Raw genomic sequence first — 20,093 nt, forward strand, 5'->3', positions numbered from 1 at the left:
TTTCAGCCATGAATGACACTGGAGGGATGACATCCACCCTGGCAAGCCGGGGCAGCTACTGGATCACCACCTTCGGCTGCCAGATGAACAAGGCCGATTCCGAGCGCATGGCCGGAATTCTCGAAGGCATGGGCTACGCCCAGGGCAGCGATGAGCACACGGCCGATCTGGTGCTCTACAACACCTGCACGATCCGCGACAACGCCGAGCAGAAGGTGTACAGCTACCTGGGCCGTCAGGCCCAGCGCAAGCGGCTCAATCCCCAGCTCACCCTGGTGGTGGCGGGGTGCGTGGCTCAGCAGGAAGGGGCGAGCCTGCTTCGCCGGGTGCCCGAGCTGGATCTGGTGATGGGTCCCCAGCACGCCAACCGGCTGGGCACCCTGCTGGAGCAGGTGGAGAGCGGCCAGCAGGTGGTGGCCACCGACGAGCACCACATCCTCGAAGACATCACCACCGCCCGCCGCGACAGTGCCGTGTGTGGCTGGGTCAACGTGATCTACGGCTGCAACGAGCGCTGCACCTATTGCGTGGTGCCGGCGGTGCGGGGCGCCGAGCAGAGCCGCACCCCGCAGGCGATCCGGCTGGAGATCGAAGGGCTGGCGGCACGGGGCTTCAAGGAGATCACTCTGCTGGGCCAGAACATCGACGCCTATGGCCGCGATCTGCCCGGCATTACCCCGGCGGGCCGCCGTGAGCACACCCTCACCGACCTTCTCCACCATGTTCACGATGTGGAGGGGATCGAGCGGATCCGTTTCGCCACCAGCCATCCCCGCTACTTCACCGAGCGCCTGATCGACGCCTGCGCCGCGCTTCCGAAGGTGTGCGAGCACTTTCACATCCCGTTTCAGAGCGGCGACGACGCCGTGCTCAAGGCGATGGCGCGGGGCTACACGGTGGAGCGTTATCGGCGGATTCTCTCCCGCATCCGTGAGCGCATGCCGGATGCCTCGATCAGCGCCGATGTGATCGTGGGGTTCCCCGGCGAAACCGACGCCCAGTTCCGGGCCACCTGCGATCTGATCGAGGAGATCGGCTTCGATCTGGTCAACACCGCCGCCTATTCGCCCCGTCCGAACACGCCTGCCGCCACCTGGGGCGATCAGCTGAGCGAGGCGGTGAAGGTGGAGCGTTTACAGGAAATCAACGCCCTGGTGGAGCGCATCGCCCACAGCCGCAGCGCCCGCTATCTCGGTCGCCACGAGGAGGTGCTGGCGGAGGGCGTCAACTCCAGGGATCCTGCCCAGCTGATGGGGCGCACCCGCACCAACCGGCTCACCTTCTTCGCCGCCGCCGGCCCCGATGGTGTGGTCCATCGGCCAGGGGACCTGGTGACCGTGACGATCGAGCAGGTGCGGCCTTTCTCCCTGAGCGGTCGAGTGTCCGGCTGATCCCTGCGCCCCCTGGTCGAAGAACCGATCGCTGATACGTTTGGGCCCGATCCGGCCCAGCATCCGTTCCATGCCCATCGCTCCCCGCTGTCTTGGCCTCGTGTTCGGGGGGGCCTCAGGGGAGCATGCGGTTTCGATCCGCTCGGCGATGACTGTGGCGGGCGCCTTGCGCCGTGGGCCGAATCTTGAGCGGTATCGGCTTCGCTGCTTCTACATCGACGAACAGGGGCACTGGTGGCCCCCCGCCGTGGCTGAGGCGGTGCTGCTCAAGGGGCTGCCCGCCACGGCGGCCGAGCTGCCCGGCCTGCCGGGGCGGGCGGGATTCCAGGCCCTGCCGGAGGGGGCCAGCGAGGTGGAGGTCTGGTTTCCAGTGCTGCACGGCCCGAACGGGGAGGACGGCACCATCCAGGGCCTGTTCTCGCTGATGCAGGTGCCGTTCGTCGGGTCGGGTGTGCTGGGCTCTGCGGTGGGCATGGACAAGCAGGCGATGAAGGCGGCCTTTGCCGCCGCCGGTCTGCCCCAGGTGCCCTACGCCGCCGTGCAGTCCGCCGAACTGGACGCCGATCCGGAATCCCTGTTGGATCGGCTTGAGCAGCAGCTCGGTTACCCCTGCTTCGTGAAGCCCGCCAACCTGGGCTCCTCGGTGGGGATCAGCAAGGCCACCGACCGAGCCACGCTGTTGGCCGGGTTGGGCCAGGCTGCCGCCTTTGATCCCCGCCTGGTTGTCGAACAGGGGGTGAAGGCACGGGAGCTGGAATGCGCCGTGCGAACGCTGGGTTCGGTGCCCTCAGGCCCGTTGCAGGCGTCGGTGGTGGGTGAGATCCGATTTGAGGCGGATTGGTACGACTACGAAACGAAGTACACCGAGGGGCTCAGCAGCACCGAAATCCCGGCCCGCCTTCCGGAGCCTGTCAGCGCGGAGCTGCGGCGACTGGCGATCCTGGCCTGCCAGGCCGTGGCCGCTTCCGGCCTGGCGCGGGTGGACTTTTTTTACGATGAAACCAATGGGACAATCTGGTTGAACGAAATCAACACCCTGCCGGGTTTCACCCGTCAGAGCATGTTTCCCATGCTTTGGCAGGCCAGTGGTGTATCGCTTGAGGATCTGGTGCATCAACTGATCGTGGCGGCGGGAGAGGCTCCCGAGCAGAGGCACGGGCTGAGGCTGGTGCCATGAGTCACGGTCTGCTCTGGTTGCCGCTGCTCGTGGTGTTCGTGCTGCTCACGGCCCTCGGCTGGCTGGAGCGCCGGCGACAGCGCTTGTTCCGGAGCTGGGCGGAGGGTTCCGAACTGGCCAAGCTGGATGGCTGCGGCGCGGCGCGCCTGCAGGACGGGGTGCTGACCTGGAGCAGCTTCGAGGCGGGCCAGCTCAAGCCCCAGGGGAGCTTCGTGATCAGCAAGCTCGAGTTGCTCGAGCTGATGGCTCTGGGCTCCGGCGATGCCCCCCTCACCGAGGAAAGTCAGGGTCATTGCCGCATCAGGTTGGTCGGCAAGGGTGAACAGGTGGATCTGGCCTTCTCCGATGCCGAACGGGCCCGCCGCTGGATGCACGATCTGATGGCACGATCTCGCTGTGAGCTGTGAGTTGTGAGTTCGCGCTCCAGGGCACCCAAGCTTCAACCTCCCGGAGTTGAGCGGCGGCGTCAGCTGCGGGATCAGCGACGCAAGGAACGCCTGCGCAATGCCTGGCGGCTGCTGGTGTTTTCGGCCTGTGCCGCCGCGCTTGGCTATGGCCTGCTGCGTCAGGGCTGGAGCCTGCGCAGCCCGGCCCAGGTGGAGGTGCTAGGCAGCCAGCAGGTCAGCCGGGACCAGGTGATCCGCGCCGCCGGGCTGCGGTTTCCGGTGCTGCTGCTCAGCCTCCAGCCCAGGCAACTGCAGGACGGACTGTCCGCAACCTTGCCGGTCGAGCAGGTCCGGGTGGAGCGGCTGATGCTGCCGCCACGGCTGCGGATCGCCCTGGTGGACCGCCAGGCGGTCGCCCGGGCCGAACGACGCACGGCCTCCGGTCTTGAACAGGGCTACGTGGATCGACTCGGCAACTGGATGAGCCTGGGGCAGCAGCAGGTGGCCAGGCCCCGGGACAAGCCAGCCCTGGAGGTGCGGGTGGTGGGCTGGCAGGAACGGCACCGCCAGACGTTGGTGGAGATCCTGGAGCGCCGCGGCCGGCTGGGCAGTCCGCTGCGGGAGATTCGCTTCGAGCCGAACGGCAATCTCCTGCTGATCACCCAATCCCTGGGTCAGGTTCGGCTGGGCCCGCCCGACGCTCTGCTGGCTCGACGACTGGATGTGCTTCAGCATCTTTCCAGCCAGCTTCCCGCCCAGCTCAAGGGGCGTTCATTCCGGTCCGTTGATCTGAGCGATCCCGACCAGCCGGAGCTGGGGCAGGCTCCAGCCGCCACAGCCCAGCGAAGCGCGGCACCAGGCGGCGGCGCGGATTAAAATCACCTGAAAATTGGACGGGTTCATGGCTGCTGCTGGCCAGCAGCCTGCGTTGCTGTGGCAACACAAGGCCAGCGAACGCTTGTAGTCATGAAACAATCATCTGGACAAAAGTGTCCTCTGAACAGATTGGTGCCAGCCGATCACCGACATAATGCAGCCCATTACGAACGGAAGAGGGTTCTTCGTGGAAACTGCATCCCACGCCACCGCGACCATTCCCCCCGCTGATTCCAACCCCCTCTCCGTGACCACCCCTCTCCCTTCCCCAAGCAGCAACGGAATCGTCCCCAGCCAGTCCGCCCGGATCGAGGTGATCGGCGTCGGCGGGGGAGGCAGCAATGCGGTCAACCGCATGATCGCCTCCGATCTCGAGGGTGTGGGCTACAGGGTTCTCAACACCGATGCCCAGGCGCTGCTCCAGTCGGCGTCCCAGAAGCGGGTGCAGCTCGGTCAGAAGCTCACCCGGGGTCTCGGTGCCGGCGGCAATCCGATGATCGGCCAGAAAGCGGCGGAAGAATCCCGCCCTGAGCTGCTCGCTGCCCTTGAGGGGGCCGACCTCGTTTTCATCGCTGCCGGCATGGGGGGCGGCACCGGCACCGGAGCGGCTCCGATCCTTGCCGAGGTGGCCAAGGAATGTGGTGCCCTCACGGTAGGAATTGTCACCAAGCCTTTCAGCTTCGAGGGCCGCAAGCGGCAGAAGCAGGCCGAGGAGGGAATCGCCCGCCTGGCCGACCACGTGGACACCTTGATCGTGATTCCCAACGACCGGCTCCGCGACGCGATCGCCGGTGCTCCCCTGCAGGAGGCCTTCCGTGCCGCCGACGACGTGCTTCGCCAGGGGGTGAAGGGCATCAGCGACATCATCACCAAGCCTGGTCTGGTCAACGTCGACTTCGCCGATGTGCGCTCGGTGATGACCATGGCCGGCACGGCCCTGCTCGGCATCGGCGTGGGCTCCGGCCGCTCCCGTGCCACCGAAGCGGCCCAGGCCGCCATGAGCAGCCCGTTGCTGGAGTCGGGCCGGATCGACGGCGCCAAGGGTTGCGTGATCAACGTCTGCGGCGGCAAGGACATGACCCTTGAAGACGTGGGCAACGCCGCTGACGTGATCTACGACATGGTTGATCCCGACGCCAACATCATCGTCGGGGCTGTGGTGGACGAAAAGCTGGAGGGCGAGATCCACGTCACCGTGATCGCCACCGGCTTCGAGAGCGGCATCGCCTACCGCCACGATCAGCAGGTCCCCAGCTTCACCAGTCCCCAGAGCCCGCCAAGCCAGCCTGGCGACGACCATCGTGGCGCCAAGATTCCACCGTTCCTGCTCAACCGTCAGAATCGTCCTGCCAGCGACAGCTGATCGAACTGACCGGTTGACTGGAACTCAGGGTTTCCACTCACAGTCTCCACTCTGAGCATGTCCTGTGAGTAGAGGGTCACCGTGAAAGCTGTGAGTGGAGCGGTTGCGATCAAGGGGGTGACCCGGAGTCGACGCCTGCCTGGAGCATCCCGTGTGGCTGCCCCCTTCCGGTTCTGACCAGATTTGGGCGTCCCGGCCGCATCGGTCCGAGTCGGGTCGATAGTAGCAATCATCCACCGCTCCTCCCTGCTGTGCCCCTGCGTCCCGGTGATCTCATCGATCGCAAGAGCTCGGGCCTGCCGATCCGGATGCTGACCGCCTGGGACGCCCTTTCGGCAGCCTGGGTCGAGGAGGCGGGCGTCGAGGCGGTGCTGGTCGGTGACTCCCTGGCCATGGTCGTCCTGGGCCATCCCACCACCCTGCCTGTCAGCCTCGACGAGATGATTCACCACACCCGGGCCGTGGCCAGGGGTCTGAGTCGCCCTCGCGATCAGCAACCGCTGCTGATCTGTGATCTGCCCTTCCTCAGCTATCAATGCGGCGCCGAGGCGGCCGTGGCCGCGGCCGGCCGGGTGCTGAAGGAAACGGCCGCCGCCGCCGTGAAGCTCGAAGGTGGTGAGCCGGAAACACTCCTGGTGGTCGATCGGCTGGTTCGCAGTGGTATCCCCGTGATGGGTCACCTGGGCCTGACCCCCCAGTCGGTGCATCGGCTCGGCCTGCGCCGCCAGGCCAAGGATCCGATCAGTCAGGAACGGCTGCGGCGCCAGGCCCTCGATCTGGAAGCGGCCGGCTGCTTCGCCCTGGTGCTGGAGCACGTGCCCGATGGCGTGGCAGGCAGTCTGCGCCAACAGCTGGCGATCCCCGTCATCGGCATCGGTGCCGGCGACGATTGTGACGGCCAGGTGCGGGTCACCGCCGACCTGCTCGGGTTCAGCCCGCGCCAACCCCCGTTCAGTCCGCCGCTGCTGCAGGGCCGTGGTCTTGCCGTCGAGGCCCTGCGGGGCTGGCTGCAGGACCAGGCCGCCCATCCCACCAGGCCAGCAGCTCCCGCAGCACCGCATTGCTGAGGGCGAGGCCAGCCGGGTCGCTCAGGCGCCAACGGGAGCCTTCGATCAACAGCAGCCGGCGATCCAGAAAGGAATCCAGCCGTTGCCTGAGCTGTTCGAGCTCGGCCGGCCGGATGCCGTGCTCGCCCGCCAGCTGGCCCATGGCCACCCCTTCGCGGCGGCGCAGCCCCACCATCACGCGCTCATCGAAGGGCATGGCCGACCTGGGGCCGCCCAGGTCCCCGGCCTCCCCTGCGGTTGTCAGCCATTCCGCATAGGCGGCCCGGGTGCGGGGGCGGGCCTGCCGGCTTCCGTAGGGCGCTGCGGTGGCCCCCATTCCGAATCCCCACCAACCGGCGCCGCTCCAGTAGACGCGGTTGTGGCGCGACACGTGGCCCGGCCAGGCGTAGTTGGAGATCTCATAGTGGCCGTACCCCGCCTCCCGCAGGCGTTCTGAGGTGTGTGCCATCAGGTCGGCTCCCAGGTCGGGGTCTGGCAGGGGAAGTTCGCCCCGTCGCTGGCGCCAGGCGAACACGGTGCCGGGCTCCACGATCAGGTCATAGATCGACAGGTGGGGGGCATCGAGGGCCAGGGCCTGGCCGAGCTGGTCGCTCCAGTGCTCCAGGGTTTGCCCAGGCAGGCCCTGCAGCAGGTCGAGGCTCCAGCTGCGCAGCCTGCCCCCGCGCCGCGCTTCGGCCAGCCAGGCGGCCGCCTCCAGCAGATCCTCCAGCCGGTGGCGCCGCCCAAGCCGCTCGAGCACCGGATCATCGAAACTCTGGCCACCCAGGCTCACCCGGTTGACACCGGTGGCGAGCACCTGCTCCAGGCGCGCCTGGTCGAAGCTGGCCGGATCCATCTCCAGGCTGATCTCCGCCCCTGCCGCCAGGCCGAATCGCACGGCGAGCGCCTCCAGCAGGCCGCCGATCTGGTCAGGGGTGAGCAGGGAGGGTGTACCGCCGCCGAGATACACCGTGGAGAGGGGCGGACCGGCCGGGGCGGAGGCGATTTCCCTCTGCAGCAGCTTCAGGTAGGCCTGGATCGAGCCGGAGTGGGCGCCATCGGCCCCATCGCCGAGCGGCACCACCGCGAAGTCGCAGTAGAAGCAGCGCCGCTGGCAGAAGGGGATGTGGAGATAGGCGCTGCGCGGAGGGGGCAGGGGCATTCCTGGTGGCTGGCTCAGGGGGGTGGCCAGATGTGGGGCTCAGAGGTGTGGATACCAGATCCAGGCAAATCGGCTGGAATCGACCATGCTGCATGGTTCGAGCCATGGTCAGCCCCCGACCAACCGATGGTGGACCCGCTGATCCTGCTGCTGTTCCTGATCTCCGGTGCCGCCACCGGCTGGCTGGGGGTGGACCTGCTTCCGGCGCGGGTGCTCGCCGAGGTCACCAATCTGGAGGGACTGCGCTGGGTTCTGGCTGGCTTCGGGGCGTTTTTCGGGCTGCTGGCCGGCTTCTTCTTTCAGCTGCTGCGCCGTCGGCTGATGCGGCAGGTGCGCTCGATGCCCACCGACCTGCTGCTCTCGAGGGCGGTGGGCCTGATTCTCGGCCTGCTGGTGGCGAACCTGCTGCTGGCGCCGATCCTGCTGCTCTCCCTGCCCCTGGAGGTGGTCTTCGTCAAACCACTGGCCGCGGTGCTCAGCAATGTGTTCTTCGGAGTGTTGGGCTACAACCTGGCCGAGGTGCATGGACGCACCCTGCTGCGGCTGTTCAACCCATCCAGCACCGATGCCCTGCTGGTGGCGGAAGGGGTGCTTCAGCCCGCCACCGCCAAGATCCTCGACACCAGCGTGATCATCGATGGCCGCATCCGCGGCCTGCTGGAATCAGGGCTGCTGGAGGGGCAGGTGATCGTGGCCCAGGCGGTGATCGATGAACTCCAGCAGCTGGCCGATTCGGGCAACAACGAGAAGCGGGGCAAGGGGCGCCGTGGCCTCAATCTCCTGGCGGCGCTGCGGGAGCGCTACGGCCGTCGTCTGGTGGTCAACAGCACCCGCTACGAGGGCAACGGGGCTGACGACAAGCTGCTCAAGCTCACTGCGGATACCGGTGGCACCCTGCTGACCGCCGACTACAACCTGGCCAAGGTGGCGGAGGTCCAGGACCTCAAGGTGATGAACCTGAGTGCCCTGGTGGTCGCCCTGCGGCCGGAGGTGCAGCCGGGCGATGCCCTGCAACTCAAGATCGTGCGGGAGGGGAAGGAGGCCGATCAGGGAGTCGGCTATCTGGAGGACGGCACGATGGTGGTGGTGGAGGCGGCCCGCCGGCGGATCGGTCAGCGGCTGCCGGTCACCGTGACCGGTGCCCTGCAGACCCCGACCGGCCGCATGGTCTTTGCCCGTTGCGACCACGACGGCCCGAAGCGGGAAGCCGCCATCCAGCCCACTCCAGACCCCCGCTAGGCTGATCCCTGGCAGTGGAGCAGGTGAACGGATGTCGGTGTCGGCCCCTTACTACGGCGATTCCGCCGTGATGCGTACCCCGCCGCCGGATCTGCCGTCGCTGCTGTTGAAGGAGCGGATCGTCTACCTCGGCCTGCCTCTCTTCTCCGACGACGACGCCAAGCGCCAGATGGGCGTTGACGTGACCGAGCTGATCGTCGCCCAGATGCTCTACCTGGAGTTCGACAATCCGGAGAAGCCGATCTTTTTTTATATCAATTCCACCGGCACCAGCTGGTACACCGGCGATGCGATCGGCTTCGAAACCGAAGCCTTCGCTATCTGCGACACGATCCGTTATGTGAAGCCGCCGGTGCACACGATCTGCATCGGCCAGGCGATGGGCACCGCCGCGATGATTCTCTCGGCCGGTGCCAAGGGCCATCGGGCCGCCCTGCCCCACGCCTCGATCGTGCTGCACCAGCCCCGCTCCGGTGCCCGCGGCCAGGCCAGCGACATCCAGATCCGGGCCCAGGAGGTGCTTCAGAACAAGCGCACCATGCTGGAGATGCTGTCTGAGAACACCGGTCGCAGTGTTGCCCAGCTCAGCAAAGACTCCGATCGGATGACCTACCTCACTCCACCGGAAGCCCTTGAATACGGATTGATCGACAGGATCCTCACCAGCCAGAAGGTGCCCCCCCTGGCCCTGGCCGGGGCGGCCTGACCGCCTGACTCAGCCTTCCACTCTTCCCAAACCACCACTTCCGCACCATGCCCATCGGCACCCCCAGCGTTCCCTACCGCTTGCCTGGCAGCCAGTACGAGCGCTGGGTGGACATCTACACCCGGCTGGGCGTGGAGCGGATTCTCTTCCTTGGCCAGGAGGTCAACGATGGGATCGCCAACAGTCTGGTGGCCCAGATGCTCTACCTCGACTCTGACGACAGCAGCAAGCCGATCTACCTGTACATAAACTCCCCGGGCGGCTCGGTCACGGCGGGCCTGGCGATCTTCGACACGATCCAGTACGTCAAGTCGGAGGTGGTGACGATCTGTGTGGGCCTGGCGGCCAGCATGGGCGCTTTTCTGCTGGCGGCCGGCACCAAAGGCAAGCGCGTGGCCCTGCCCCACAGTCGGATCATGATCCACCAACCCCTGGGGGGAACCAGCCAGCGCCAGGCCAGCGATATCGAGATCGAAGCGCGGGAGATCCTGCGCATGAAGGACATGCTCAATCAGTCCCTGGCCGACATGTGCGGGCAAAGCCTGGAGAAGGTGACCAAGGACACGGATCGTGATTACTTCCTCAGTGCTGCCGAGGCCAAGGAGTACGGCCTGATCGACCGGGTCATCGCCCATCCCAGTGAAGCCACGGCCTGAGAGGCTCCCGGCCCGGCGCTCCGCTTCCGCCGGGTATCGGCTGCCGCTTGCGTAAGCTCGGGCCCTGCTCCTTGCCCCAGCCCCAGCCCGGATGGCCCAGCTCTTCTACGACTCCGACGCCGACCTCAGCCTTCTGAACGGCAAGACGGTGGCCATCATCGGCTACGGCAGCCAGGGCCATGCCCACGCCCTCAACCTCAAGGACAGCGGCGTCAACGTGGTGGTGGGCCTCTACGAAGGCAGCCGATCCGCTGAGAAGGCCAGGGTGGATGGCGTGGAGGTGCTGAGCGTGGCCGAGGCCTGTGCCAAGGCCGACTGGATCATGGTGCTGCTTCCCGATGAAACCCAGAAGTCGGTCTACGAAGCTGAGATTGCGCCCCATCTGAGCGCCGGCAAGGTGCTGAGTTTTGCCCATGGCTTCAACATCCGTTTCGGCCTGATCGTGCCCCCGGCCGATGTGGACGTGGTGATGATCGCTCCGAAGGGCCCAGGACACACGGTGCGCTGGGAGTACCAGAACGGCCAGGGAGTGCCCGCCCTGTTCGCGATCGAGCAGGATGCCAGCGGCAACGCCCGCGGCCTGGCGATGGCCTACGCCAAGGCGATCGGCGGCACCCGGGCCGGCATTCTTGAAACCAACTTCAAGGAAGAGGCCGAAACCGACCTGTTCGGTGAACAGGCCGTGCTCTGCGGTGGCCTGAGCGAGCTGGTGAAAGCGGGCTTCGAAACCCTCGTGGAGGCGGGTTATCAACCCGAGCTGGCCTACTTCGAGTGCCTGCACGAGGTGAAGCTGATCGTGGATCTGATGGTGAAGGGTGGCCTCACCGCCATGCGGGATTCGATCTCCAACACCGCCGAATACGGCGACTATGTGAGCGGCCCGCGCCTGATCACCGCCGACACCAAGGCGGAGATGAAGCGCATCCTCGCCGACATTCAGGACGGCACCTTCGCCCGTAACTTCGTTGCGGAGTGCGAGGCCGGCAAGCCGGCGATGGCCGAGGCCCGTCAGCGGGATTCCCAGCATCCGATCGAGCAGGTCGGCAAGGGCCTGCGCTCCATGTTCAGTTGGCTGAAGACCTCCTGATCGCGAGGCGGTAGCGGTGCGCAGGGGCCTGCTTTCTCTGGCCTGGGGCAGCGCTCAGGCTGGCGCCAGCCTCACCCTGGCCTCCAGCGCCTGGCTGGTCAGCGGCCTCAGTCCGTCACCCCTGGTCAACAGCCTGCTTCCCGTTTTCGGCACGGCGGCCAGCCTGCTGCCCCTGCCCCAGCACCCCCTGCTCGGCAGCCTGGTGCAGATGGCGGCCACCCTTGTGCTGGTGGGAGTAGGGCTGGCGGCCCCTGTCCCTGCCGGGCTGGATGGGGGCGGCAGCGCCAACCTCTGGCTGCTGATCCTGGCCCTGCTGGCCGTGCTGCTGTTCGGCCTGGGGCTGCAGATCGCCCAGTTTCCTCTGCAGCGCTATCTGGTGGGCCACCAGGGGGTTTCGATGCGGCGGCTTCGCTCCGGCTCCGATCTGGGAGCCCTGTTGGGTCATCTGCTCACCGGCCTGCTGTTCCCGATCGGCAAGGCGGTTCTGCAGTTCTCCCAGGCCCTTGTGCTGCTGCTGCCGCTGCTGCCCGCGGCGCTGCAATCCGGCCAGGCCAGGCCAGCCAGAGCGGAGCCCTCGGCGCCTGATCTGGCCCTGGCCTCCCCTGAGCAGGGGTTGAACTGGCGCTGCTGTCTGCAGGGCGTTCTGTTCGGCAGCCTGTTCAGCCTGCTGCCGCTCTGGGTGCGCCAGCAGGGGGCCGGCAACTGCTTCGATTTCGGCATGCTGCTCACCGCCTATGGGCTGGGCAGGCTGCTGTCGGCCTCCTGGCCAGTTCTGTCCCTGCCTTTCCCAGGTGCCGGGGTAGGGCGCTACCTGTTGCTCTCCGGCCTGCTGGCGGCCACCCAGTGGCTGCCCGGCTGGAGCTCGCTGGCCCTGTTCCTGCCGATGGGGGCCCTGGCCGGCTCCAGTGATGCCCGGCTGGCGGCCTCCCTGGCCCATCTGGCTGACGAGCCGCTGCGCTGGCAGACCCTGGAGCGCTCCAGCGCCGTGGGTGCCCTGGTCGGCAGTCTGGTGATGGGTAGCCTGGCCCAGTGGCTCGGACTGCCCCTGGCGCTGCCGCTTCAGGTGGTGGCCTTTCTGGCCGCCGCGCTGCCCCTGGCGATCCGGGGGGCTGCCCGTCCAGCTTCTTGATCAATCTGAGCGGGTCCCCAGCGGCGATCGGTTGGCTGGCTGTGGCCTTGGCGTGTGGCCTCGACCGTGTGGTCGGCGATCCCGCCGGCTGCTTGCACCCGGTCCAGGTGATGGGCTGGTCGATTGCGCTCCTGCGAGGGCAGGTGGAGACCTGGGCGGGCGATCGACCCTGGAAGCTGAGGCTGGGCGGCGGGGCAATCACCCTGCTGCTGGTGGGCGTCAGCGGAGCAGTGGGCTGGGGCGTGGAGATGCTGGCCTGGCGATGGCCACCGCTGGGGTATCCGCTGTTGTGGCTGTGTCTGGCCAGCTGCCTGGCGGCTGGAAGCCTGGAGCGGGCTGTGCGTGGTGTTCTCGACGCTCTCTCCGGCGGCAACGACGGTCTTGAGAGGGCCCGCAGCCGGCTGGCCAGGATCGTGGGCCGCGATGTGGAGGGTCTCGGTGAAGCGGAGATGCTGCGGGCGGTGGCGGAAACGGCCGCCGAAAACGGGGTGGACGGTCTGTTCGGCCCCCTGTTCTGGATGCTGGTGGGGGTGGCGTTGCTGAGCTGGCAGCCCGGGGGACAGCTTCAGCCCCCAGGGCCGCTCAGCCTGGCCCTGGCCTACAAAGCCGCCAGCACGCTCGATTCGATGCTCGGCTATCGCCGCGGCCGGCTGGAATGGCTCGGCACGGCCGGTGCCCGTCTCGACGATCTCCTGACCTGGCTGCCCTGCCGGTTGGTGGCGCTCAGCCTTCCCCTGGTCAGCCGCCGTCCCCACCGGCTGCTCGGCCAAGTGGCCCTGGCGAGGCAGGAGGGCCGCCCTGATCCCTCCCCCAACGCCGGGCTCTCCCAGGCTGCCTACGCCCAGGCGGCCGGCGTGCGATTGGGAGGCGTCAACCGCTATGGCGGGGTGGCGCGGGCCAAACCGATCCTGGGAGCCTCTTATCCGCCGGCCGATCGCCCGGCTGTCGAGCGGATCCTCGCCTTGAGCAATCGCCTCGAGCTGCTCTGGCTGGCGGTCAGCTTGCCGCTGATGGTCGCTGCCGCCTCCCTGCTGGCTCAGTAGGCGCCGCGATCCCTTGGGAAGAGAATCACACTCACCGTGCGCACGATGATGGCCAGATCCAGCCACACGCTGCGATGGCGTGCGTAACTCACATCCAGCTTCACGCGGGTGGAATAGGACAGGTTGTTGCGACCGGAAACCTGCCAGAGGCCGCTGAGGCCGGGTCGTACCGCCAGCACCTCATCCATCCGACGGCCATAACGGCTGAGTTCGGCCCGAACGATCGGGCGGGGACCGACCAGGCTCATGTCTCCCTTGAGAACATTGAGAAACTGGGGCAGTTCGTCGAGGCTGGAGCGACGCAGAAACCTGCCGATCGGCGTGATGCGGGGATCGGATTTCAGCTTGAAATCCTTGTTGAACTCAGCCTTCAGTTCAGGAGACTGGGCAAGCAGTTTGCCCAGGAGGCGATCGGCATCCGGCCGCATCGTGCGGAATTTGATGCAGCCAAACTCCCTGTAGCCACGACCGATGCGTCGCTGAACATAAAAGACGGGCCCCAGTGAACTGATCCGCACCAGGGCGGCCAGCAGCAGGAACAGGGGGCTGCCCAGGCCCAGCACCGCCAGGGAGAAGGCCAGATCACCGCTGCGTTTGAGGGTTCTCGAGAGTTTGGTCTGGGCGGCGATCAGTTGCTGGGCGGAGAGAACCGGTGCCGCCAGGCTGAGAGCCGTGGTCACCGGCTCAGCCCGCTCGGATCGAAGCGGCTGGCGAAAACCTGATGAACCAGGCACGGTGCTGACCGCAGAGAGGGTGCCCAACGGTTCCTGCATCAGTGATTCCGGCATCAACGTTTTCGGGATCACTGATTCCGGGATCAGTGATTCCGGGATCAGTGATTCTGGTATGAACGAATTGGGGTGACAGAAGGCCATCACGGTCCCCTTGATGTCGAGACTGTAAAAATCCATTCACCCTTCGGCCAGTTCGGAAGGTCACTCAGGCCAGAGGCACAGAGGGTTCAGGGCAAGGGATCAGGCAGGGGCTCCCGAGCCTGCTCCAGATCGGCCAGATGGCCCTGCCAGTAACGCTCGAGCAGGGCAAGCAACCGGCGTCTGAACCGTTCCGGAGCGAATTGCTCGGCCCATTCCCGCTGGCTCTCCGCCGGCAGACGCTTCCAGAGCTGTCCCTGCTCGAAGTGCTCCAGCGCTGCCACCAGGGAGGCGGTGCTCTGGTCGGGAAACAGCAGGCCGGTGGGCCGGGAGGCGCCGCTTGCCAGGCAGCGCACACTATCGAGCAGCCCGCCTTTGCCCAGGGCGATCACCGGCGCTCCGGCCGCCATCGCCTCCACGGCGGCGATGCCGAAGTCCTCCAGCCCCCCGTAGACGAAGGCGCGGCAGCGGCCCATCAGCTCGCTGACCCGGGCGGGATCGCAGCGACCCAGAAAACGCACGCCGGAGCCGGCCATCGCTTCGAGCCGCCGCCGCTCCGGACCATCCCCCACCACCAGCAATGGCAGGCCGGTGCGGTTGAAGGCTTCAATCACACGATCGACCCGCTTGTAGGGGACCAGGCGGCCGAGCGAGAGGTAGAAGTCGTCGCGAGGCAGATCCCAGCGGAACCGCTCCACCTCCACCGGTGGATGCAGCACCTCACTGGATCGGCCCCAGCAGCGCTGGATCCGCCGGGCCGTGAAGCGTGAGTTGGCGATCAGATGGTCCACCCGCTGGCTGCTGATCACATCCCACTGACGCAGCTGGTGCAGTTGCCAGCGCACCAGCGGGCCAAGCGGTCCCCTGGCCAGCCTGGAGCCGGCCAGATAGGCGGGCATCTGGTCCCAGGCGTAGCGCACCGGCGTGTGCACATAGCTGACATGGAGCTGGTCGGGTGCGGTGAGCACCCCTTTGGCCACCAGGTGGCTGCTGCTGATCACCAGCGGATAGCTGGAAAGATCCAGCAGTTCGATCGCCAGGGGCAGCAGGGGCAGGTATTGCTGAACATGGCTGCTGCCCCAGGGCAGTCCCTGGATGAAGGAGGTCTGGATGCGGCGGCCTGCCAACCAGCTCTCTGAGCTCCCGCTTTCCCCATCCACCAGAGCGAACAGCTCCGGGCTGAGCAGGCGGTCCACTTCCCGCACCACCTGCTCGGACCCTCCCACCGAGCGTGGGGTGAACCATTCATGGACGAGCGCGATCCGGCTTGGAAGGGAAGGCATCGCGGCACCGTACGTCGCACCGACGGACCGTGCACGTCACGAATGCTCTCAGCTGATTGCGCTCTTGGGCGCTGATCCGGATGCTGAACGCAGTTCCTGCCCACCATGGCGATTCGCGAACTTCTGGAAGACGCCCTTGACGAACCCTCGATCGGCCTGACCCGTTCGTTCAGCTGGCATGCCACGCCGGTTGGAATCGCGGCGCTCTGGCTGGCCGGGCAGGCCCCAAGCCAGCCCCCCTACGCCGATGCCCTCAAGGAGGGGCTGCTGGTGGGACTGGATCTCAGCCGCGAGGATCGTGAGTTTCACCAGATCCCCAAGGGGTTGGTGCTGCTGTTTCACTCCTGAAGACGGCAGACTTCCCGTCTGCCGCCCGGGAACGTGATGGTCGAGCCGACCGATATCAGCCAGCCTCAGGATCGGCCGGTTTCCTTCTGGCAGACCAAACCCCTCTGGTGTCAGCCCTGGACGATCGTGGCCACCGGTACGGGGGTCAGCCTGGCCAGCTGGCTCCTGCTGCAGCGCTGGTGGATCACCACGCCCGTCGTGGCTGCCGTTCTGCTCTGGTGGTGGCTGTTCCTGGTGCTGGTGCCAGGCAGTTTCGCGGCGGCGGCTGGTTCTCCGGAGCCTGGCTCCGCTGATTGAGATGGTGGTCAATCCAACAGCACGCTTCAGCCCGGTTGGCTTGAGTAATGTGAACAAGGGCCTCCAGCCCACCATTCAGAGCCATTCACCATGAGCTACGAGCCCGGTACCAGTGAGTGCCGGTTGCTGATCGACAGCAAGGAACAGATCGAAGCCGCCCTGGCCAATCTCATTCGGTTGGAGAACACCGACCACATCAGGATGCAACTCCTGGCGGTCTACAACCAACTGGAAGGCCTCCATGATCTGAGACGGGCCCAGCGCCAGAGCACCCCCGAACCGGCCGGGGCCGGCAGGGATGAAACCGGCTGAGGAACATCTCCAGGGGCATCGGCTGGCAACGGCGACTCCAGCCCGGGCCATCCAGCTCCCGCCGCCAGGCTGAGATCCGCAGCGGCCACACGCCTCCCTGGCGATAGATGATCAGATACCGGTAGTCACAATCTCCGCAGAGAACCGGGGAAGCGACCGGCTCCCCCTGATCCGTGCTGCGCAGAAACCGATTCAGCAATCCCGCCGCTTCGTGGCCTCCCGAACCCACTCCGGGCGTCGCCGCCGCCAGGCGCAGGGCTGCTCCGGCCGGGTATCCGTTCTCAGGCAGAACCAGGTGCAACGGAGCCCAGCCAGGAAAGCCGAGGAAGGAGAAAACAGCACGGGTGGCCATGGCCTGGGACAAGTGAAGGAAGATCCATCCGGTCAGTTCCCGCGGCGTATCAGAGCCCTGCCCATCAACAACTCCCTGTTGCGAGCGCTCGCTTTGCTGAGCCCCCTGGTCCTGCTGGCGGGTGCCGGCAGGCTGGAGTTCTCCAGCCTGCTTCGCGTCGGTGAACCGATCGGCACGGCCGATCAACGCCTCCAGGCCAGCGGCTGGCGCCCGTCACCCCAGCGGCAGCCTGATGACCTGGATCGACAGCGGGCCGGCAATCGCCTGGCCAGTCTGAGCGCCTGCTCCGGTGCGGGCCTGGGCTACTGCCGTTATGACTACAGCCAGGCCCCGTACAGCCTCTCGGTGATCACGACGAACGACTGGCCTGGGTACGACCCTGGCGCCAGGGTGGTTCGCTGGAGCGACGAAACCGACGGCCGGCTGTGGGGACTTTGCCAGCCAGATGGAGCAGGCCAGCTTGTGCCCTGCCAGCCCCGATGACCGGGCCCGATAGGTTTGCTCCTGCGACACCGAGGCGCCATGGCAGAGAACAACACCCGTCCGCCCTGGCTGAACTGGCTTTTCCTGTTGATTTTTCTCTGGAGCAGCTGGCAGCTGGCCGGGTTCTGGTTCCAGCAACTCCACTGAGCTGGCCAGGGTCCTAGGGAAGCAGGGGCCTGCCTTCCTCGCCCAGATCAAGGGCCAGTGCCAGTTGGCCCAGCAGCACGGCGGCGGCCTGGGGCTGGGTGAGGCCATGGCTGCCTGCGGCCTCGACCCATTGCCGGCACCGATGGCTGAGCAGGTCCAACTCCGGTGCTCCGGCCCTCAGCGCCTGGAAAGCCTGGGCCAGGGGGGCATCGCCAGGATGGGCGGGACCACCGGCCACGATGTACTGGTTGCCATCGCTGCCGGAATAGAGCAGGGAGCCGCGGGGACCCCGCAGGGGGGCCGTGGCCGGCAGGCAGGCAGGATCGGGGGTGGGCTCGGACATGGCCGAATCGATGGGCGGTGGTTCAGCCGTAGGGGTAGGCGTTCGGAACGTAGAACTGCTCGTTCATCGGCGGCCGCTGGTAATCGCCACCACTCTTGCGTGGAGGCAGCTCAATCGCAGCCGGGGTCATGTCTTCGTAAGGCACCTTGCTGAGCAGATGGCGGATGCAGTTCAGCCGTGCCCGTCGCTTGTCGTCGGCTTCGACGGTGAACCAGGGGGCTTCGGGGATGTTGGTGTGGGCGAACATCTGGTCCTTGGCTTTGGAGAACTCCAGCCAGCGATCCCTTGATTCGAGATCCATGGGGCTCAGTTTCCAGCGGCGGGCAGGATCGTCAATGCGCGATTGAAAGCGAAGTTCCTGCTCTTCATCACTCACCGAAAACCAATACTTGAGCAGAACGATGCCTGAATTCACCAGCATCCGCTCGAACTCAGGGCAGGACTTCATGAACTGATCAACCTGCTCATCGGTGCAGAAGCCCATCACCCGCTCAACGCCGGCCCGGTTGTACCAGCTGCGGTCGAACAGAACCAACTCACCGGCGGAGGGAAAATTCTCCACGTATCGCTGGAAATACCACTGGGTTTTCTGCTGGTCGGAAGGGGTACCCAGTGCCACGACCTTGCAGCCACGGGGATTCATCGGCTCGGTGATTCGCTTGATCGTTCCCCCTTTGCCGGCCGCATCACGGCCTTCGAACAGCAGGATCATCCGGAATCCGGTGTGCTTGATCCAGTACTGCATCTTGACCAGCTCGATCTGCAGACGCTCGAGCTCTGTTTCGTAGAACTTCTTGCTCAGCCGTTTCTGGCCGCCATGAGGCGGGGCTCCGGCCGGGCCCTCCTCCAGGTCGTCGAGCAGGGCGGTGGGGTGATACCGATCGTTCAGCCCATTGGTGCCAAGGGCACTCTCAGCCTTGGATTTCTTGGCCTCCTTGGCCTTCTTGCCATCCTTTCCCTTGCCCATTCACTCAACCCTGCTCGACTTGGTTGTCCCACCCTTAGTGGGATTCGGGCCGATTGACGGCTCGATTGATACAGATTTCGAGACCCCTTGCTGCCGGGCCTCCGGGCGCATCTCGATGGAGTGGCCGGTGAGGCTGACGCAGAAGCCGCTGGATTGGGTCGCCGGCTGAGGCGAGCCCAGCCGCAGGTCACCACCGTGGGCCCGGGCGACCCGCTGGGCGATCGCCAGGCCAAGGCCACAGTGCCCGTGGCCGCCGCGGGCTGAGTCGAGCCGCTGGAACGGCATCAGCGCCTCGGAACGCTGCCCTTCGGCGATCCCTTCCCCCCTGTCCCAGATCTGCAGCTCGAAGCCATCGTCCTGCCAGGGCAGCAGCCGCAGCAGAACCGGTGGCTGGCCATAGCTGAGGGCGTTGTCGATCAGGTTGGCCACGGCCCGGCCCAGGGCAATCGGCTGGATCGAGGCGGTCAGCGGCGTGAGCTCGAGTTCCACCGGCTGACCGTCGTAGCGGGCGGCCAGTTCGGCCAGAAAATCCTGCAGGGGCACCTCCACCGCCAGCTCGGTGCCGCCGCCGCCGGCGAACAGTAGAAACTGGCCGGTGATCCGCTCGAGGTCATCGAGGTCGGCCTCAGCCTTCTCCCGTGCCTCGGCACCGAGCCCACCCAGGGACAAGCGCAGACGCAGGCGGGTCAGGGGGGTCTTGATGTCGTGGGCGATGCCGGCCAGCATCGTGGCCCGCTCCTGCTCGCTGATCGAGAGCCTCTCCAGCATCGCGTTGAAATGGCGGGTGAGGCGACGCACTTCCGGAGCGCCCCGCTGGGGCAGGGGGTTGGGCTCGCTGACCCGACCGACGCCGCCGAGCGCTTTCTCCAGCTGCTGCAGGGGCCGTTGCACCTCCAGCAGCAGGAACAGGGCGGCGGCCACCACGCTGCCGCTGACCAGGGAGAGGCTGACCAGCAGCGGATCCGGCGGCCAGCCCAGCTGGGGCCTGATTCCGGCATAGAGCCAGACGGGCTCCAGGGGCGAAGCCAGTTCGATCCAGACGCCGCGGGCCTCCCCCGGGGTGGGAACGACCTGGGGACAGCGCGGCAGTCGGCGACAGAGTTCGTATCGCAACTGCTTCGCCTGAACCTCCAGTCGGCCGTCATGGCCGAGGCCGAGGAATCCGTTGGCTGGATCCGGTGCGGGCGGTTCACCCACCCCCAGCTGCAGCCCGCTCAACACCGACACCGCGGCCGGTGGAAAACGCTCCAGCGCCAGTTCCGCCAATCGCAGGTTGAGGGCGACCTGGGGACCCATCTGGGCCACCTGGGCCTGGCCGATCCGGGTTCCGAGCAAAGCCTGAAGCAACACGAGGCTGATCCCCCAGCCGCCCAGCGCGAAGCCCCCCAGCCGCAGCAGGAGGGCAGCCGAGCGAAAGGAGCCGACCAT

Annotated in this window: 22 protein-coding genes and 1 other RNA gene; 16 read left to right on the top strand and 7 right to left on the bottom strand. The window is 66.6% G+C overall.

What is annotated here, in order from left to right:
* Positions 1–26 precede the first annotated feature (26 nt).
* The 5 genes from miaB (at position 27) to ftsZ (ending at position 5,193) form a co-directional block, all read left to right on the top strand.
* A complete protein-coding gene (miaB, locus tag ACXMDY_RS00820) occupies positions 27–1,391 on the top strand; it encodes a tRNA (N6-isopentenyl adenosine(37)-C2)-methylthiotransferase MiaB (protein ID WP_259702947.1) in 1,365 nt (454 codons plus the stop codon).
* A gap of 70 nt (positions 1,392–1,461) precedes the next feature.
* Positions 1,462–2,568 (top strand): D-alanine--D-alanine ligase family protein, encoded by a 1,107-nt coding sequence (locus ACXMDY_RS00825; protein WP_259702948.1) that lies wholly within the window; start codon positions 1,462–1,464, stop codon positions 2,566–2,568.
* Positions 2,565–2,975 carry a hypothetical protein gene (locus ACXMDY_RS00830; protein WP_259702949.1) on the top strand — a complete coding sequence of 137 codons (411 nt, stop codon included), beginning with the start codon at positions 2,565–2,567 and terminating at the stop codon, positions 2,973–2,975. Before ACXMDY_RS00825 ends, ACXMDY_RS00830 begins: the two co-directional genes overlap by 4 nt.
* A 3-nt stretch (positions 2,976–2,978) precedes the next feature.
* Positions 2,979–3,830 (top strand): cell division protein FtsQ/DivIB, encoded by an 852-nt coding sequence (locus ACXMDY_RS00835; protein ID WP_259702950.1) that lies wholly within the window; start codon positions 2,979–2,981, stop codon positions 3,828–3,830.
* A 154-nt stretch (positions 3,831–3,984) separates the two neighbouring features.
* Positions 3,985–5,193 carry a cell division protein FtsZ gene (ftsZ, locus tag ACXMDY_RS00840; RefSeq protein WP_457767251.1) on the top strand — a complete coding sequence of 403 codons (1,209 nt, stop codon included), beginning with the start codon at positions 3,985–3,987 and terminating at the stop codon, positions 5,191–5,193.
* A gap of 116 nt (positions 5,194–5,309) precedes the next feature.
* Here the strand turns inward: ftsZ and ffs are convergent.
* Positions 5,310–5,406: signal recognition particle sRNA small type (gene ffs, locus ACXMDY_RS00845), an RNA gene on the bottom strand.
* Between the two features lie 44 nt (positions 5,407–5,450).
* On the opposite strand from ffs, the gene panB reads away from it, so the two are divergent.
* Positions 5,451–6,260, top strand: coding sequence for a 3-methyl-2-oxobutanoate hydroxymethyltransferase (gene panB / locus ACXMDY_RS00850; RefSeq protein WP_259703003.1), 810 nt, complete (start codon positions 5,451–5,453; stop codon positions 6,258–6,260).
* Here panB and hemW read toward each other — a convergent pair.
* Entirely contained in the window at positions 6,145–7,401 is a 1,257-nt protein-coding gene (gene hemW / locus ACXMDY_RS00855; protein WP_259702973.1) for a radical SAM family heme chaperone HemW, read from the bottom strand. The two genes, panB and hemW, sit on opposite strands and share 116 nt — an antisense overlap.
* 126 nt (positions 7,402–7,527) lie before the next feature.
* On the opposite strand from hemW, the gene ACXMDY_RS00860 reads away from it, so the two are divergent.
* The 6 genes from ACXMDY_RS00860 (at position 7,528) to cbiB (ending at position 13,261) form a co-directional block, all read left to right on the top strand.
* Complete coding sequence (locus ACXMDY_RS00860) at positions 7,528–8,640, top strand: PIN/TRAM domain-containing protein (protein WP_259702974.1); 1,113 nt, start codon at positions 7,528–7,530, stop codon at positions 8,638–8,640.
* A gap of 31 nt (positions 8,641–8,671) precedes the next feature.
* A complete protein-coding gene (locus ACXMDY_RS00865; RefSeq protein WP_259702975.1) occupies positions 8,672–9,346 on the top strand; it encodes an ATP-dependent Clp protease proteolytic subunit in 675 nt (224 codons plus the stop codon).
* 47 nt (positions 9,347–9,393) lie between these two features.
* Complete coding sequence (locus tag ACXMDY_RS00870; protein ID WP_259702976.1) at positions 9,394–10,002, top strand: ATP-dependent Clp protease proteolytic subunit; 609 nt, start codon at positions 9,394–9,396, stop codon at positions 10,000–10,002.
* Between the two features lie 91 nt (positions 10,003–10,093).
* A complete protein-coding gene (ilvC, locus tag ACXMDY_RS00875; RefSeq protein ID WP_259702977.1) occupies positions 10,094–11,089 on the top strand; it encodes a ketol-acid reductoisomerase in 996 nt (331 codons plus the stop codon).
* Positions 11,090–11,105: 16 nt separating this feature from the next.
* On the top strand, positions 11,106–12,218 hold the full coding sequence (locus ACXMDY_RS00880; protein WP_259702978.1) for a hypothetical protein: 1,113 nt from the start codon (positions 11,106–11,108) through the stop codon (positions 12,216–12,218).
* A gap of 41 nt (positions 12,219–12,259) precedes the next feature.
* Entirely contained in the window at positions 12,260–13,261 is a 1,002-nt protein-coding gene (gene cbiB / locus ACXMDY_RS00885) for an adenosylcobinamide-phosphate synthase CbiB (RefSeq protein WP_259703004.1), read from the top strand.
* On the opposite strand, the gene ACXMDY_RS00890 is transcribed toward cbiB, so the two are convergent.
* Positions 13,255–14,049 carry a sugar transferase gene (locus ACXMDY_RS00890; RefSeq protein WP_457767252.1) on the bottom strand — a complete coding sequence of 265 codons (795 nt, stop codon included), beginning with the start codon at positions 14,047–14,049 and terminating at the stop codon, positions 13,255–13,257. The two genes, cbiB and ACXMDY_RS00890, sit on opposite strands and share 7 nt — an antisense overlap.
* Positions 14,050–14,222: 173 nt before the next feature.
* A complete protein-coding gene (locus ACXMDY_RS00895) occupies positions 14,223–15,416 on the bottom strand; it encodes a glycosyltransferase (protein WP_259702980.1) in 1,194 nt (397 codons plus the stop codon).
* Between the two features lie 105 nt (positions 15,417–15,521).
* Between ACXMDY_RS00895 and ACXMDY_RS00900 the strand changes: the two genes are divergently transcribed.
* The 4 genes from ACXMDY_RS00900 to ACXMDY_RS00915 all read left to right on the top strand — a co-directional run bounded on the left by ACXMDY_RS00900 (position 15,522) and on the right by ACXMDY_RS00915 (position 17,208).
* The gene (locus ACXMDY_RS00900) at positions 15,522–15,764 is read left to right on the top strand and encodes a hypothetical protein (RefSeq protein ID WP_259702981.1); all 243 of its coding nucleotides are present in this window, start codon (positions 15,522–15,524) and stop codon (positions 15,762–15,764) included.
* Between the two features lie 36 nt (positions 15,765–15,800).
* On the top strand, positions 15,801–16,061 hold the full coding sequence (locus tag ACXMDY_RS00905; protein WP_259702982.1) for a DUF6737 family protein: 261 nt from the start codon (positions 15,801–15,803) through the stop codon (positions 16,059–16,061).
* Between the two features lie 90 nt (positions 16,062–16,151).
* A complete protein-coding gene (locus ACXMDY_RS00910) occupies positions 16,152–16,373 on the top strand; it encodes a hypothetical protein (protein ID WP_259702983.1) in 222 nt (73 codons plus the stop codon).
* Between the two features lie 211 nt (positions 16,374–16,584).
* The gene (locus ACXMDY_RS00915) at positions 16,585–17,208 is read left to right on the top strand and encodes a hypothetical protein (RefSeq protein ID WP_259702984.1); all 624 of its coding nucleotides are present in this window, start codon (positions 16,585–16,587) and stop codon (positions 17,206–17,208) included.
* Between the two features lie 160 nt (positions 17,209–17,368).
* Here the strand turns inward: ACXMDY_RS00915 and ACXMDY_RS00920 are convergent, their stop codons facing one another.
* The 3 genes from ACXMDY_RS00920 to ACXMDY_RS00930 are packed head-to-tail and all read right to left on the bottom strand — an operon-like array spanning position 17,369 to position 20,093.
* On the bottom strand, positions 17,369–17,698 hold the full coding sequence (locus ACXMDY_RS00920) for a hypothetical protein (protein ID WP_259702985.1): 330 nt from the start codon (positions 17,696–17,698) through the stop codon (positions 17,369–17,371).
* 22 nt (positions 17,699–17,720) lie between these two features.
* On the bottom strand, positions 17,721–18,665 hold the full coding sequence (ppk2, locus tag ACXMDY_RS00925) for a polyphosphate kinase 2 (RefSeq protein WP_259702986.1): 945 nt from the start codon (positions 18,663–18,665) through the stop codon (positions 17,721–17,723).
* Positions 18,666–20,093: an ATP-binding protein gene (locus ACXMDY_RS00930; protein WP_259702987.1), complete on the bottom strand. Its 1,428-nt coding sequence runs from the start codon at positions 20,091–20,093 to the stop codon at positions 18,666–18,668.

This window comes from Cyanobium sp. ULC082 (assembly GCF_977927535.1).